This is a genomic window from Streptomyces misionensis (assembly GCF_900104815.1).
Taxonomy (GTDB): domain Bacteria; phylum Actinomycetota; class Actinomycetes; order Streptomycetales; family Streptomycetaceae; genus Streptomyces; species Streptomyces misionensis.
On the sequence record NZ_FNTD01000004.1, the window covers coordinates 2,606,842 to 2,620,865 of the forward strand.

Annotated in this window: 13 protein-coding genes; 7 read left to right on the forward strand and 6 right to left on the reverse strand. The window is 76.2% G+C overall.

Annotated elements, in window-relative coordinates:
• Positions 1-8: 8 nt before the first annotated feature.
• From BLW85_RS13495 to BLW85_RS13515, 5 genes are all read right to left on the reverse strand, one after another.
• A complete protein-coding gene (locus tag BLW85_RS13495) occupies positions 9-1,406 on the reverse strand; it encodes an FAD-dependent oxidoreductase (RefSeq protein WP_074992170.1) in 1,398 nt (465 codons plus the stop codon).
• Between the two features lie 43 nt (positions 1,407-1,449).
• The gene (locus tag BLW85_RS13500) at positions 1,450-2,631 is read right to left on the reverse strand and encodes an MAB_1171c family putative transporter (RefSeq protein WP_070027581.1); all 1,182 of its coding nucleotides are present in this window, start codon (positions 2,629-2,631) and stop codon (positions 1,450-1,452) included.
• A gap of 16 nt (positions 2,632-2,647) precedes the next feature.
• Positions 2,648-3,784 (reverse strand): MAB_1171c family putative transporter, encoded by a 1,137-nt coding sequence (locus BLW85_RS13505; protein WP_070027582.1) that lies wholly within the window; start codon positions 3,782-3,784, stop codon positions 2,648-2,650.
• The gene (locus BLW85_RS13510) at positions 3,781-4,332 is read right to left on the reverse strand and encodes a toxin (protein ID WP_341867939.1); all 552 of its coding nucleotides are present in this window, start codon (positions 4,330-4,332) and stop codon (positions 3,781-3,783) included. Before BLW85_RS13510 ends, BLW85_RS13505 begins: the two co-directional genes overlap by 4 nt.
• 199 nt (positions 4,333-4,531) lie before the next feature.
• Positions 4,532-5,203 carry a phosphotransferase gene (locus BLW85_RS13515; protein WP_074992171.1) on the reverse strand — a complete coding sequence of 224 codons (672 nt, stop codon included), beginning with the start codon at positions 5,201-5,203 and terminating at the stop codon, positions 4,532-4,534.
• 307 nt (positions 5,204-5,510) lie between these two features.
• Here BLW85_RS13515 and BLW85_RS13520 point away from each other — a divergent pair, with 307 nt between their 5' ends.
• The 6 genes from BLW85_RS13520 to BLW85_RS13545 all read left to right on the forward strand — a co-directional run bounded on the left by BLW85_RS13520 (position 5,511) and on the right by BLW85_RS13545 (position 11,922).
• Positions 5,511-6,722 (forward strand): SCO2321 family membrane protein, encoded by a 1,212-nt coding sequence (locus tag BLW85_RS13520; RefSeq protein ID WP_074992172.1) that lies wholly within the window; start codon positions 5,511-5,513, stop codon positions 6,720-6,722.
• On the forward strand, positions 6,719-7,378 hold the full coding sequence (locus BLW85_RS13525; protein WP_074992173.1) for an SCO2322 family protein: 660 nt from the start codon (positions 6,719-6,721) through the stop codon (positions 7,376-7,378). The genes BLW85_RS13520 and BLW85_RS13525 overlap by 4 nt, the downstream gene beginning before the upstream one ends.
• Positions 7,379-7,572: 194 nt before the next feature.
• Complete coding sequence (locus BLW85_RS13530) at positions 7,573-8,622, forward strand: CbiQ family ECF transporter T component (RefSeq protein WP_070027654.1); 1,050 nt, start codon at positions 7,573-7,575, stop codon at positions 8,620-8,622.
• On the forward strand, positions 8,619-10,328 hold the full coding sequence (locus tag BLW85_RS13535; RefSeq protein ID WP_074992174.1) for an ABC transporter ATP-binding protein: 1,710 nt from the start codon (positions 8,619-8,621) through the stop codon (positions 10,326-10,328). The genes BLW85_RS13530 and BLW85_RS13535 overlap by 4 nt, the downstream gene beginning before the upstream one ends.
• A complete protein-coding gene (locus BLW85_RS13540) occupies positions 10,325-11,164 on the forward strand; it encodes an ECF transporter S component (RefSeq protein WP_074992175.1) in 840 nt (279 codons plus the stop codon). The genes BLW85_RS13535 and BLW85_RS13540 overlap by 4 nt, the downstream gene beginning before the upstream one ends.
• A 344-nt stretch (positions 11,165-11,508) precedes the next feature.
• Positions 11,509-11,922 carry an aggregation-promoting factor C-terminal-like domain-containing protein gene (locus BLW85_RS13545; protein ID WP_070027588.1) on the forward strand — a complete coding sequence of 138 codons (414 nt, stop codon included), beginning with the start codon at positions 11,509-11,511 and terminating at the stop codon, positions 11,920-11,922.
• 25 nt (positions 11,923-11,947) lie between these two features.
• On the opposite strand, the gene BLW85_RS13550 is transcribed toward BLW85_RS13545, so the two are convergent.
• Positions 11,948-13,210: an alpha/beta hydrolase gene (locus BLW85_RS13550; protein ID WP_107409116.1), complete on the reverse strand. Its 1,263-nt coding sequence runs from the start codon at positions 13,208-13,210 to the stop codon at positions 11,948-11,950.
• Between the two features lie 103 nt (positions 13,211-13,313).
• Here BLW85_RS13550 and BLW85_RS13555 point away from each other — a divergent pair, with 103 nt between their 5' ends.
• Positions 13,314-14,015, forward strand: a complete 702-nt coding sequence (locus BLW85_RS13555) for a YoaK family protein (protein ID WP_074992176.1) — start codon at positions 13,314-13,316, stop codon at positions 14,013-14,015.
• The last annotated feature ends 9 nt before the right edge of the window (positions 14,016-14,024 follow it).

Consider the following 14,024-nt stretch of genomic DNA (forward strand, 5'->3'; position numbering starts at 1 on the left):
GGCCCGGGTCAGCCGATGCCGGCCAGGAAGGCCCGTTCGGCGGCGGTCAGCGGCGGCCCGGCGAGGGCGGGCAGCGGGGGCCCGGCGAGGCTGTGCAGCAGGGCGTCCGGGCGGAACAGGCGGGACGGCGGGGTGCGCAGGGTGGTGACGTCCCACAGCGCGGCGGCCGCGGCGTACGACCCGGTGGCCGCCCGCGTCAGCCGCTGGGAGTAGGCGGCGGCCACCCGGTCCCCGGGGGTCGCCCGGCCGCCCTCCACGCCGGGGTAGAGGACGTCGGTGCTGACCGCCATCGTCCAGGCGCCGTCGGCGGCCCGGCCCACCGCGCGCTGGACCCGGCGGGCCAGTCCGGGCGTGCCGATGCCGTCCTCGCGCAGTGCCCGGGCGAGGGCCAGGGCGCCGTGCGCCGCGACCGACATGCCCTGCCCGTAGATCGGGTTGAACGTGGCCGCCGCGTCCCCGAGCGCCACGAAGCCCTCCGGCCACACGGGCGCGTCCTCCAGGTACCGGCGGGAGTTGCTGGTGCTGCGGCTGACGTGCACCGGGCCGAGGGGCTCGGCGGCCCGGATCAGCCGGCCCACCAGGGGGCTCGGCAGGTCGAGCGCGTACCCGACGAAGCCCTCGGGGTCCTTCGGGGGTTCGCTGCCGCGCATCCCGCCGAGGCTCACCATCCACCGGTCGTCCTCGATGGGCACGATCATGGCGCTGCGGCCGGGCCGCCCGCTCCACGGGTCGGCCTGGATCAGGGTCATCGGCCAGTCGCGGGCCCCGTCCGGGACCCGGTAGACCCGGGTGGCGTTGGCCAGGCCGCTGTCGACGCCGCGCTCGCGGATGCCGTGCACGCCGAGGGTGTCGAGCCAGGCCAGCAGCCGGGTGCCGCGGCCGCCGGCCTCCACCACCCAGTCCGCGTCCAGGTCCTGCGCGGGCCCGCCGTCCGGGCCGGCCAGCCGCACCCCGGTCACCCGGCGGGCGCTGCCGCGCAGCCCGGTCACCCGCGCGTGGCGCACCCGCACGTTCTCGCCGCAGCGCAGCACCGCCCGGCGCACCACCCACTCCAGCAGCGGCCGGCTGGAGGTGATCGTGACGTGCGAACGGTGCCGCCAGCGCCGGAACCAGCCCACCGGGGTGAGCGCCACCATGTCGCGGCTCAGCGCCGTCTCCCGGGCGCCCGCCGCCAGCAGCTCGGCGCGCAGACCGGCCCGGGGCAGCAGCTCCTCCATCGCGTCCATGCCGCCGGGCATCAGCAGATGGGCGTGCCGGGACTGCGGCACCCCCGTGCGGTGCTCGGGCCCGTCGGGCAGCTCGTCGCGATCGACCACCACGACCTCCTCCACGGCCGGCGACAGCGCCGCGGCGGCCAGCAGACCGGCCGGTCCGGCCCCGATGACAACGGCTCTTCGTGCGTTCACGCTTCCTCTTCCCTCCGCTCGGACGTCCGCCGCGCGGGCGGCCTCAGCCGCCCGCGGTCCGTGCCGCGCCCTGCCGAGCCGCCTCGACGACGGATGATCCGGCCAACGCCCGGGCGAGCCGTACGAGTTCCCGGGTGTCCGAGAAGAGGGCCGTGTGCAGCCGGTCGGTGCCCTCCGGTCCGGCGCTCTCGGCCGGGCGGGGCCGCCGGGCCTGCCGGGCGGCGTCCACGACCATGGCGGCGGCCGCGATGAAGTGCGCCTCGCCGGGCGGGCTGCCCTGGGCCCGGGCCCGCTGGTACGCCGTCTCGCGCACCCGGCCGTCGCAGCGGGACTGGAGGGCGAGCAGCGCGTCGAGGATGCGCAGCTCGCGGTAGTACAGCCGGCCGCGCGGCAGCAGCCAGCGCGGCGGCGCGGGCTTGGGGGCGGTGGGCACGCTGCGCAGCTCCGCCCACAGGGGGCCGAGCGCCCGGTAGTCCCAGACGCTGTGCCACTGGGCGAGGGCCGCGGGCAGCAGCCGGGGCAGCACGAAGCCGGCGGCGCACAGCAGGGCGCCCAGGGCGGCGGCGCGCGGGGCGAGACCGGTGGACAGCCGGTCCAGGTCGTGCCCGGCCCACCGGGCCGCGACCGCCGTCAGCTTGGCGCCCTCGAAGCCGGTGACGTCCACGGCCAGGCCCGCCATGATCAGCCGCAGCCCGACCCGGAGGATGCCGGTGACCTCCCGCGACCAGCGCAGGCACACATAGATGGTGATCAGCGCGCAGGCACCGTGTCCGAGGAGGTACAGCACGATCATCTCGCGCATGTACGGGGTGTTCGCGTAGTAGGTGTCCAGGTCCCGCAGCCGCTCGGCCGGCGCGTCGGCCAGCGCGAACAGGGTGATCACGGCGGTGATCACCAGGCTGTACACGGTGATCACCCGCACCGCCTGGCGCCGTACCCGCTCGGCCGGTCCACCGCGCCAGTTGATCAGCAGGATCAGCAGCGAGGCGCTGTAGGCGGAGATGACGCTGTAGGTCATCGGGGCGCCGAAGTTGGGGACGCGGGTGAGGTGGTTGACCGCGCCGAGGGTGACGGGGGCCGAGCAGAAGAAGCACAGCCCGCCGAGGAAGATCGACACGCAGGTGGAGGCGGTCAGCGGGTCCCGCAGGGCGAGCCGCGGTCTGCGGAAGACCAGCAGGGCGGTCGCGGTGAACAGGCTCGCCACCGTGTAGACGATCAGGCTCATGGCGCGACGGCTCCCTTCAGGCCACGGCCAGGGCGCGGTCGCCCGTGCCGTCGGCGAGCGCGTCGGAGATGCGCAGCAGCGCCGGCAGGTCGGGGCGGTCGGCGAGCGGTACGGCCGCTTGCGCCGGCCGCTCGTGCGGCGCCCGGGTGGCGGCGGCGATCGCCGCGGCCCACGCGGCGGCCTGGGCCTCGTGCGGGTCGCCGCCCGCGCGCAGCCGGTCGGCGTAGGTCTGCCGGTACAGCCCCTCGTCCAGGTAACGCCCCAGATAGTGCAGCCCGTTGTAGATGGAGCTCTGCCGCCAGGTCAGCCAGCGGGTGGCGGACGGCCACCGGGGGCGCGGCACCCGCAGGGCCTCGCGGGTGAGCAGCCCGGTGAGCGCCCGTTCCAGCGGGCCGAGCCGCGCGTACGTCCGCCAGCAGCACACCCGCTCGGCCAGGAAGGGCGCGAGGAGCGGGATCACGATGCCGACGACGGTGAGCGCCGCGCTGAGCCCGGCGCAGGCCGACGCGAAGGTCGTGCCGAGCGCGGGCCAGTCGTGTCCGCCCCAACGGCCGCCCACGGCCGCGAGTTTGGCGGCGCTGTAGCCGCACCCGGCCACGGTGCCCGTCCCCATGGTCACCAGACCGGCCCGCAGCGACCCGCGCAGCCGCCGGGCCCAGGACAGCGAGCGGTGGGCGGTGACCAGGGCGGCGGTCAGGTGCGCGGCGAGGTAGAGGACGATCATCTCGCCGATGTAGGGCGTGGTGGCGTAGTACGTGTCGAAGTCCGTGCGGCGCTCCACGGAGGCGTCGCCGAGCACGAACAGGGCGGCGATGCCCGCGAGTACGGCGGTGTAGCCGAGGGTCCAGCGGCGGATCGCGCGGGTGGTGCCCGGGCCGCCGCGCCAGCGCGTGACGAGCGCGAGGGAGGCGGCGCCGTAGGCGGTGATGGTGCCGTACGTCAGCGGGGCGGCCAGGTTGGGCACGCCGCTGACGTCGTTGACGAAGCCGACCGTGTCGGGAGCGCCGAACAGGAAGCACAGCGAGGAGAGGGCCAGCACGGTGCTGAGGGTGAGCAGGAAGGGGTCCCGCCAGCGCCGCGCCAGGTCGGGCGCCTTGGTCAGCAGGCCCAGCCACAGCAGTCCGCAGCTGACGTAGTTGATCAGGTCGCTCACCTTCGGGCCCCGCGGTAGTTGAGGGCCGCGCCGATGCGTCCGGCGAGGTCGTCGTGGCCGGAGGTGTGCGCCGCGTACACGGAATCGGGGGAGGCTTTCAGCCAGGGCCGCAGCCGGTCGCCGATCAGCATGCCGAACAGGTCGGCCCGCTGCTCGGCGGCCTCCAGGAAGCGGGTGCGGGCGGCGGTGGGCGGCGCGTCGTCGGCGCCGGCCGGCGCGAGGGCGCCCTCGGCGTGCGCGGCGCGGTGCGCCGGGTCGTCGTCGGCCATGTGCCACAGCTCGTGACCCAGGATCACCAGCTTCATCCAGGGCGGGGCGTCGGCCTCGATGACGATGTCGTCGCGGGTGCCGCGGTCGATCCACAGCCCGGTCGCGGAGGTCTGCGGCGGGAAGTTCGCCAAGTGGACGGCGATGGGCCGGCCGCGCCAGCGGGTGGCGGACTCGACCAGCGCGTCCAGCAGGTCGCCGGGGTCGGCGGGGATCGGCACTCGGAGGGGATCGATCAGCTCGTTGGCGAACCGGCGCATCTTCCTGGTTGTTCGCACCATTCCCCCGGAGGCTGCAAGCGGTCACGTCTGACCGCAATATGCCAACTCCGCGCCGCTTCAGCCAGCTTCACCGATCGGGCACGTACGTCACGAAAGGGATGTACGTCAGAAACGGGCCGCCGGCCGTCCTGCCGACTGGCCGAAAGGAACGCCTCGGGTGTCGCGGCCCCCGGTTTTTTCAGCCAACAGGAAAGCGGGCTCAGGCCAGTTGCCCGACCTCGCGTACCAGCCTCCCCGCCTCCCCCAGCAGCCCGGTCTCCGCCGCGCTCATCGTCGGATTGTCCGCGCGCCGCCGCAGCGCCCGCGCCAGCCCCTCCCCGGTGAGGCCGGAGGGGTCGGCCAGCAGGGCGTCCAGCATCGCGCGGGCGGGTGCCGCGAGGGCGCCGGGGGCCACGGCGACCTGGGCGAGGATCACCGCGGACATGCCCCAGTCCAGTCCCGGGTGCCCGTCCTCGGCGTTGGACCAGTCGATGACCCGGGGCCCGTCCGGGGTGAGCATCACGTTGTCGGGGTGCAGGTCCAGGTGCAGCACCCGCGCGTCCGGGTCGCGCGGGTCCCGGCCCGGCACGGCGTGCAGCCGGCGCAGCAGCCGGGCGAGCAGCGCCCCCGCCTCCGCCGGCTCCACCCGGCCCCGCGTCAGGGCGCCGAGCAGGGTGGGGCCGGACAGCCGCTCCAGGACCAGGTCGGTGCGGGAGCCGGTGGGGCGCACGCGGGGTGCCGGATAGCCGTGCCGCCGTACGTACGTCATCACGGCGCCCTCGGCCGCCGCGTCCCCCCAGCCCTCCCGGTCACGGCGCAACACCCAGTCGGCGTCGATCTCGTAGACGTCCGCCGAGCGGCCGGAGCCCAGCAGTCTTCCGGTGGTTGTCATGACCGTGACCCTAATCACCGGGGCCTCGTGCCGGCGGCCGCTCCTCGGGGCCGCGGGGCTGCCGGTAAAGTGGCGGGGTCGTCATCACACCCGTACGGGGGAAAGCCGGTGCAATTCCGGCGCTGACCCGCAACCGTGAGCCGTTTCCCCGCGGAGCGGCGAGCCGGAACGCCCCGGGGGGCACGTTGACCGGCTCGTGTGCGCCGGCCGCCGCCGCGCACAGCACCGTCGAGGTTTACGGAGTCGAGCCGCCCGGGGCCCTCCCGTGCGCTGCCCGGCTCCCCGCAGGGAGAGGCAGTCGCCGACCATGAACGTCCGCCGCAACGCCGCGGCTCTCGCCGCCATAGGCGTGCTGGCAGCCGCCGCACCCGCCGTGGCCGCCGGCCCGTCCCCTTCCCCGAAGGTCTCGGTCCCCGCCGGGCTCTACGGCAAGTCGGACCCCACCTACGACGGCGTCTGGCGCCAGTCCCTGGCCCTGACCGCCCTGCACACGCTCGGCTACCGGCCGGCCCCCGGCGCTGTCGACTGGCTCACCGGCCAGCAGTGCGCAAGCGGCGCCTTCGCCGCGTTCCGCGCCGACCCCGGCAAGGACTGTGACGCCAAGACCACGGTGGACACCAACAGCACGGCCGCCGCCGTACAGGCGCTGCACGCCGTCGGCGGCCACGACGCCGCCGTCACCAAGGCGGTCGGCTGGCTGAAGTCCGCGCAGAACGAGGACGGCGGCTGGGGCTACAACCCCGGCAGCCCCAGCGACGCCAACTCCACCTCCGTCGTCATCGGCGCGCTGGCCGCGACCGGCACCGACCCCGCGCACGTCGAGAAGTCCGGCAAGTCGCCCTACGACGCGCTGGCCGGCTGGTCCATCCCCTGCGACCAGGACGGCGGCGGCGCGCTCGCCTACCAGCCCGACAAGAAGGGCAGGCTGGCCGCCAACGCGGACGCCACCGCGGCCGGTGTGCTCGGCGCGCTCGGCAAGGGCTTCGTGGCCGAGGAGGGCAAGCCCCCCGCGCAGGACGCCTGCGCGGGTTCCGGCCACCCCGGCCCGGCCCAGGTCGCCGACAACGGCGGCGCGTACCTGTCCGCGGCCGTCGCCCGCAGCGGCCACCTCACGTCCGCGCTGCCCGGCGCCGAGGACCAGCCCGACTACGGCAACACCGCCGACACCGTCGTGGCGCTCGCCGCGGACGGGCGGATGGAGCCGGCCAAGAAGGCGTACGCCTGGCTGGAGAAGAACGCGGGCCCCTGGGCCACGCAGACCGGCCCGGCCGCGTACGCCCAGCTGATCCTCGCCGCGCACGCGGTCGGCGCCCAGCCCGGCGACTTCGGCGGCACCAGCCTGGTGACCTCCCTCGCCGCCCTCGGCCCGGCCCCGGTGGTGGCGGGCCACACCGAGAACCGGACCAAGGCCGCCGACGGCACCTCGCACGCCGGGGTCTGGTGGAGCGTCGGCATCTGCCTCGTCGCGGGCATCGGCATCGGCTTCCTGCTCAGCACCCGGAAGAAGCAGCAGTCGTGACCGCCGTCCGCCGTGCCGTGCCGGTGCTGCTGGCCGCCGTGGCGCTGCTGCTGGGCGCGGGGGCCGGGCAGGCCCAGGCCACCGGCTACCGCTACTGGTCCTTCTGGGAGCGCTCCGGCGACCACTGGACGTACGCCACCCAGGGCCCCTCGCTCGCCCGCCCCGACGACGGCGCCGTGGAGGGCTTCCGGTTCTCCGTGAGCGCGGACTCCGCAGACGCGAGCAAGCCGCGCGGCACGGCGGACTTCGGCACCATCTGCGCCGACACGCCCGCGAAGCCGGGCACCAAGCGGGTGGCGCTGGTCATCGACTTCGGCGTCGAGGCCGACGCGCCTTCCGGCGAGACCCCGCCGGCCCGCCGCACGGCCTGCGCCCGCGTGGCGCCGTCGGCGTCCGCCGCGCAGGCGCTGGCCGCCGTGGCCGAGCCGCTGCGGTACGACACCAACGCCCTGCTGTGCGCGATCTCCGGGTATCCCCGCACGGGGTGCGGCGAGCAGGTCGCGGCGAACGGCTCGGCGGGCTCCGCCGGTTCGGCCGCCGCCGAGAAGCCGGCCGCCCCGTCCGGCGGCCCGTCCCTGGGGCTGCCGATCGGCGCGGGTGTCGTCGTGCTGCTCGCGGGCGCGGCGGTGTGGCAGTCGCGACGGCGACGCGGATGACTCCGCCGAAGGGCCGGGCCGGGACCGGCCGCGCGGTTCCCCGCGGGCGGACGCCGGGCGACGGCGACCGTCCCACCCCGGCCGCCGCACCCGGCCGGGTCCCGGCCGGGACCTGGTCCGGCCCGGCCCCGGCCGCTCGCGCGGTTCCGCCCGCCCCGGGGCCCTCGCGGTCCCGGCGGCCCGGCGGTGCCACCGTGCACCCCGGCGCCTGGTGGCTCTGGGCCGTATCCCTGGGCACCGCCGCCACCCGCACCACCAACCCCCTGCTCCTCGCCCTGCTCATCGCCGCGTCGGCGTACGTCGTCGCCACGCACCGCTCCGCGGCCCCCTGGGCCCGCTCCTACACCGCGTTCGCCCGGCTCGCCCTCGCCGTCCTTCTCATCCGCCTCCTCTTCGCGGTGGCGCTCGGCTCCCCGATCCCCGGCACCCACACCCTGCTCACCCTCCCGGAGATCCCCCTCCCGCACTGGGCGCAGGGCATCCGCCTGGGCGGCGAGGTCACCGCGGAGGCCCTCGTCTTCGCGGCCTACGACGGCCTGAAACTGGCCACCCTGCTGATCTGCGTGGGCGCCGCGAACGCCCTCGCGAGCCCGTCGCGCCTGCTGAAGTCCCTCCCCGGCGCCCTGTACGAGACCGGCGTCGCCGTCGTCGTCGCGCTCACCTTCGCCCCGCATCTGATCGCCGACGTACAGCGGCTGCGCGCCGCCCGCCGTCTGCGCGGCCGCCCGGACCGCGGCATCCGGGGCCTGCTCCAGGTCGGACTCCCGGTCCTGGAGGGCGCGTTGGAGCGCTCGGTCGCCCTCGCCGCCGCGATGGAGGCGCGCGGCTACGGCCGCGCCGCCGAGGTCCCCGCCCGGGTCCGCCGCACCACCGCCGCGCTCACCCTCGGCGGGCTGCTCGGCGTCTGCGCCGGCACCTACGGGCTGCTCACCGCCGAGGGCGGGGGGTACGGCATCCCGCTGCTGCTCGCCGGGGTCGCCGCCGCCCTGGCGGGACTGCGCCTGGGCGGCCGCCGCTCGCTGCGCACCCGGTACCGCCCCGACCGCTGGGACGCCCGCGCCTGGCTGGTCACCGGCTCCGGCGTCGCCGTCGCCGCGCTGCTCACCCTCGCCTCGGCCCGCGCCCCGGAGGCGCTGCACCCGGGTGTGGTCCCGCTGTCCGCGCCGACCCTGCCCCTGTGGCCCGCCGCCGCGGTCCTCCTCGCCCTGCTGCCCGCCTTCGCCGTCCCCAGGGAGCACTCGTGATCCGCTTCGAGGATGTCAGCGTGACGTACGACGGCGCCGCCGAACCCACCGTCCGGGGCGTCGACTTCGAGGTGCCGGAGGGCGAACTCGTGCTCCTCGTCGGCCCGTCCGGGGTCGGCAAGTCGACGGTGCTCGGCGCGGTCAGCGGCCTGGTCCCGCACTTCACCGGCGGCACCCTGCGCGGCCGGGTCACCGTCGCCGGCCGCGACACCCGGGCCCACAAACCGCGCGAACTCGCCGATGTCGTCGGCACGGTGGGCCAGGACCCGCTCGCCCACTTCGTCACGGACACCGTGGAGGACGAACTCGCCTACGGCATGGAGTCGCTGGGCCTCGCGCCCGAGGTGATGCGGCGCCGCGTGGAGGAGACCCTCGACCTGCTGGGCCTGGCCGGACTGCGGGACCGCCCGATCGCCACCCTCTCCGGCGGCCAGCGCCAGCGCGTCGCCATCGGCTCCGTCCTCACCCCGCACCCCCGGGTGCTCGTCCTGGACGAGCCGACGTCCGCGCTGGACCCGGCCGCCGCGGAGGAGGTGCTGGCCGTGCTCCAGCGCCTGGTGCACGACCTGGGCACCACGGTCCTCATGGCCGAACACCGCCTCGAACGCGTCGTCCACTACGCCGACCGGGTCGTCCTCCTCCCCGCTCCCGGACGGCCCCCCGTCACCGGCACCCCGGCCGACGTCATGTCCGTCTCGCCGGTCCACCCCCCGGTGGTGGCCCTCGGCCGGCTGGCCGGCTGGTCCCCCCTCCCGCTGACCGTCCGGGACGCCCGGCGCAGGGCCGGGGAGCTGCGGGAGCGGCTGTCCACGGCCGCGGACAGCCGTACGGCCGGACCGGCGGGGAGCACGGCGGCACCCCGCCCGGCCGCGCGGGCGATGCCCGCCCGGCCCGGCCGGGGCGCGGGCCGCCTGTTCGGCCGCCGCCCCAAGGCCGCCCCCGCGGCCGGGCCCGCCCCGATGGCGGCGGCCGCCTCCCTCACCGTCCGCCGCGCCCACGTCACCGCCCTCGACCGGCTCTCGCTCACCGTCTCCCCCGGCGAGACCATCGCCCTCATGGGCCGCAACGGCGCCGGCAAGTCCACCCTCCTCAACACCCTCGTCGGCCTGCTCGAACCCACCTCCGGCACGGTCACCGTCGGCGGCGCCGCCCCGCACCGCACCGCGCCCCGCGAGCTGATCCGGCACGTCGGCCTGGTCCCGCAGGAACCGCGGGACCTGCTGTACGCCGACACGGTGGCGGCCGAATGCGCCGCCGCCGACCAGGACGCGGGCGCGGACCCCGGCACCTGCCGCGCCCTGCTGTCCCGGCTGCTGCCGGGCATCGCCGACGACACCCACCCCCGCGACCTCTCCGAGGGACAGTGCCTCGCGCTGGCGCTGGCCGTCGTGCTGGCCGCCCGTCCGCCGCTGCTCCTGCTGGACGAGCCCACCCGCGGCCTGGACTACGCGGCGAAGGCCCGGCTGGTGACCACGCTGCGCGGCCTCGCCGCCGAGGGGCACGCGATCGTGCTGGCCACGCACGACGTGGAGCTGGCCGCGGAGGTCGCGCACCGGGTGGTGCTGCTGGCCGAGGGCGAGGTGATCGCGGACGGGCCCACGGCGGAGATCGTGGTGTCGTCGCCGTCCTTCGCCCCGCAGGTGACGAAGATCCTGGCCCCCCAGCGGTGGCTGACCGTGGCCGAGGTGCGGGAGGCGCTGGGATGAGCCTCTCCCCCGAGGCCCGGGGCCCCCGGGTCCGCGCCGTCCGCCTCGGCCCCCGGTCCGTCGCCGCCCTGGTCCTGGTCACCGCGGTCGGTGTGATCGCCTTCGGCTGGCCCTTCCTCGCCCCGCCCGCCTCCCGGCTCAGCGCGCACGCCCAGGACGCCCCCTGGCTCTTCGCGGGCCTGCTGATCCTGCTGGTGGCGGTGGTCGCGGCAACCATCTCGGAGTCGGACCTCGGTCCCAAGGCGGTCGCGACACTCGGCGTGCTGGCCGCGACCGGTGCCGCGCTGCGGCCGATCGGCGCGGGCACGGCCGGGATCGAGCCGATGTTCTTCCTGCTGGTGCTCAGCGGCCGTGTCCTCGGCCCCGGCTTCGGGTTCGCGCTGGGCTCGGTGACGATGTTCGCGTCCGCGCTGCTGACCGGCGGGGTCGGCCCCTGGCTGCCGTTCCAGATGCTGTCGATGGGCTGGTTCGCGATGGGCGCGGGCCTGCTGCCGGGCCCGGTACGGCTGCGCGGCCGGGGCGAACTGCTGCTCCTGGCCGGATACGGCTTCCTCGCCTCCCTCGCCTACGGCACCGTCATGAACCTGGCCGGCTGGCCCTTCATGGGCGCCACCGCGTCGGGCATCTCCTTCCACCCGGGCGACTCGGTCGCCGCCAATCTGGCCCGCTTCGTCGCCTACTGCCTGGCCACCTCCCTCGGCTGGGACCTGGGCCGGGCCCTGTGCACGGTGGTGCTGACCTTCGCGCTCGGCCCGGCGGTGCTGCGCGCGCTGCGCCGGGCCACGCGCCGCGCCGCCTTCGAGACCCCGGTCACCTTCGAGCGCCCCGGGGGGTGAGGGGCCGTACCCGTGCGGTGAACGGGCCGGTGAGGCACCCCACATGACGCAGTTCACCTACGAAGGACGGCCGTACCTCCGTTCGGCGCAGGAACATCGGCCCGCACCCCCTTTGACCTGCGGTTTGCGGCCTGCGCCACATAGCGGACAGGGCACACCCATCCGGCCTCAACTAGTAAATGCGGTGATTGCGGGCGGTTGTCCGGGCTGCTTATCTGGTCGGCGTCGCCAGGCGCCACGGGCCCCCAGGGTCGCGGCGCCGACGCATGCCGGTCGCGGAAACGCGGCCCGCCCCCAGGGGCTCGTGCGCGGCGATTCCCTGTCCCCGACGCAAGAGGTTCTCCGTGTCCGTTTCCGTGATCCGTCGCATCGCCTCCCCGAAGAAGGCCCTCACCGTCGCCGCCGTGGCCGCCGCCACCACCGGCATGGCGCTGTCCGCGGCTCCCGCCCAGGCCGCCCCCGCCTCCGCCTCCTCGGCCCAGGCGATCGCGCACAAGATGATCCCGGACGCCGCGCAGTTCAACGCGTTCAGCAAGATCGTCGAGCGGGAGAGCGGCTGGAACCCGACCGCCACCAACAGCTCCTCCGGCGCCTACGGCCTGGTCCAGGCCCTGCCGGGGTCGAAGATGGCCTCCGCGGGCGCCGACTGGAAGACGAACCCGGCCACCCAGATCAAGTGGGGCCTGGACTACATGAACTCCCGCTACGGCAGCCCGGTCAAGGCCTGGTCCTTCTGGCAGGCGAACGGCTGGTACTGAGCCGGTCCCACGGCCACCGGACCGCTCACCGCGCTCCGGCGCCGAACCAGCGCGCCACCCCGGCCAGCGCGCCCCGTCCCGACCCCTGGTGGTCGACGGCGCCCAGGTCGAGCAACCGCACCCTCGCCCCCCGCGCGGCGAGGGTGCGTTCGCATGCCCGGGCGTTGCCGATCGGCACGTCCGTGTCGCCGTCCCCGGCGTACAGCCGCACCGGCACGCCGGGCTTCCAGGCGCAGGCGCCGTCGTTGGCCCGCAGCGCCTCGGCGAAGCCGCCCGTGGGGTGGCCGAGGCCGCGGTAGAAGTCGGCCGTCACCAGCTCCTTCACGTTCGGCGCGAGCTGCCGGACGATGTCCTCGTCCTCGTGCCGCCCGTCGAAGAGGTGCTCGACGCGGTCGGCGTACGGCTGCCGGAACACCTCGGACGGGTCCCTGTAGATGGCGTGCAGCCGGTTCTGGGCGACGAGGAAGTAGGAGAGGTAGAACACCGCGCTGATGTCGTTGACCCGGCCGTCGGTCATCGCGGGCACCTGGGTGCCGAGCAGGTCGTAGGGCCCGGAGACCGGGGCGAGCGCCTTCAGCCGGAAGCCCGGCGCGTCCCCCGCCTGCACCGCCCGGCCCAGTGCCATGGCGACCTGGCCGCCCTGGGAGAAGCCGCTGACGTACAGGTCGCCGTCGATCGTCCGGCCCAGCCCGCGCGCGGCCGTCCGGGCGGCGCGCAGCATGTCCACGGAGGCGGTGACGGCGGACCGCGTGTCCATGTAGGGGTGCGGTCCGGGGCCCTCGCCCAGGCCCAGGTAGTCGGGCGCGGCGACCGCGCGGCCGGTGGCGGCGAAGAGGTACGAGGGTGCCCGCGCCGCCTCGGCGACGGAGGGGGCGTAGGCGCGGTCGGACATGGTGCCGTGGGTGTCGGAGACGAGCGCGAGCCGGCGGCCGCCGCCGTCCGGGAGGGTGAGCAGTCCGGTGGCGGTGGTGGGCCCGCCGTACGGGTCCACCGTGCGGTACGTCAGCCGGTAGGCGCGCACGCCGTGGCGGACCGGGTCGGTGCCGATGTGCTGGTCGGCGAGTTCGCGGACGACCTCCGCCCGGTCGCGCGCGGCGACCGGGACGACGGAGAGGAGCCGCCCCCTGCCGTCCCCGCCGGGTGCGCCGGCCGCGAGGGCGGCGGGTGCCGCCGCGGCCCCGGCGCCCGCGAGCAGCAGTGCGGCGAGCCCGGCCGCCGCCGCCCGCCGGGCCCCTGCGGTGCGCCGGCTCGTCCGTCGCGTTCCTGTTCCGTGCGTTCCCCGTGTCATGGCCCACACGCTAGGCGGACACGCCTTCCGCGCCCATGCAGTTCGCCCCCGCTCCCGTGGTGGAGTTGTCCTCACCCTGTCCGTCCGGCGAACCGGAGGAACGATGACGACGCCGAAGACAGCGGGGCCGGCGGGCACCGGGCCGGACCCGGAGGCCCGCGGGGTGCGGCTGGTCGTCGTCCTGCTCGCGCTGACCGTGGTGAGCGGTCTGATCGACGCCGTCAGTTATCTGGGGCTCGGCCGGGTCTTCACGGCGAACATGACCGGCAACCTGGTGGTGCTGGGGTTCGCGGCGGCGGGGGCGCCCGGGTTCTCGGTGCCGCACACCGCGACCTCGCTGGGCTGTTTCCTGCTCGGCGCGGTGGTGGGCGGCCGGGTGGCGGCCCGGTTCGAAAGCGGCTCCCGGCGCCGCTGGGCGCGGCTGAGCCTGGCGGCCGAGGCGGCCCTGGTGGGACTGTCCACGGCGGTGGCCTTCGCCTGGCCGGGCGACGCGGGCGCCGCCTACGCGCTCATCGCCCTCACCGCCCTCGCGATGGGCCTGCGCAACGCCACCGTCCGCAGGCTCGGCATCGCCGATCTGACCACCACGGTACTGACCGGGACCCTGACCGGGCTGGCCGCCGACTCCCGCCTCGGCAACGGCACCGGGCACCGCTCCCCGCGCCGCACCGCCTCGGTCCTCGCCATGCTCGCCGGTGCCGTCCTGGGCGCCTGGCTGGTGCTGCACCACGGCCTGGGCCTGCCGCTGCTGCTCGCGGCCGTGGGGTCGGCGGTGCCGGCGATGACCGCCTCCGGCCGCGAGTAGCGCCGCTCG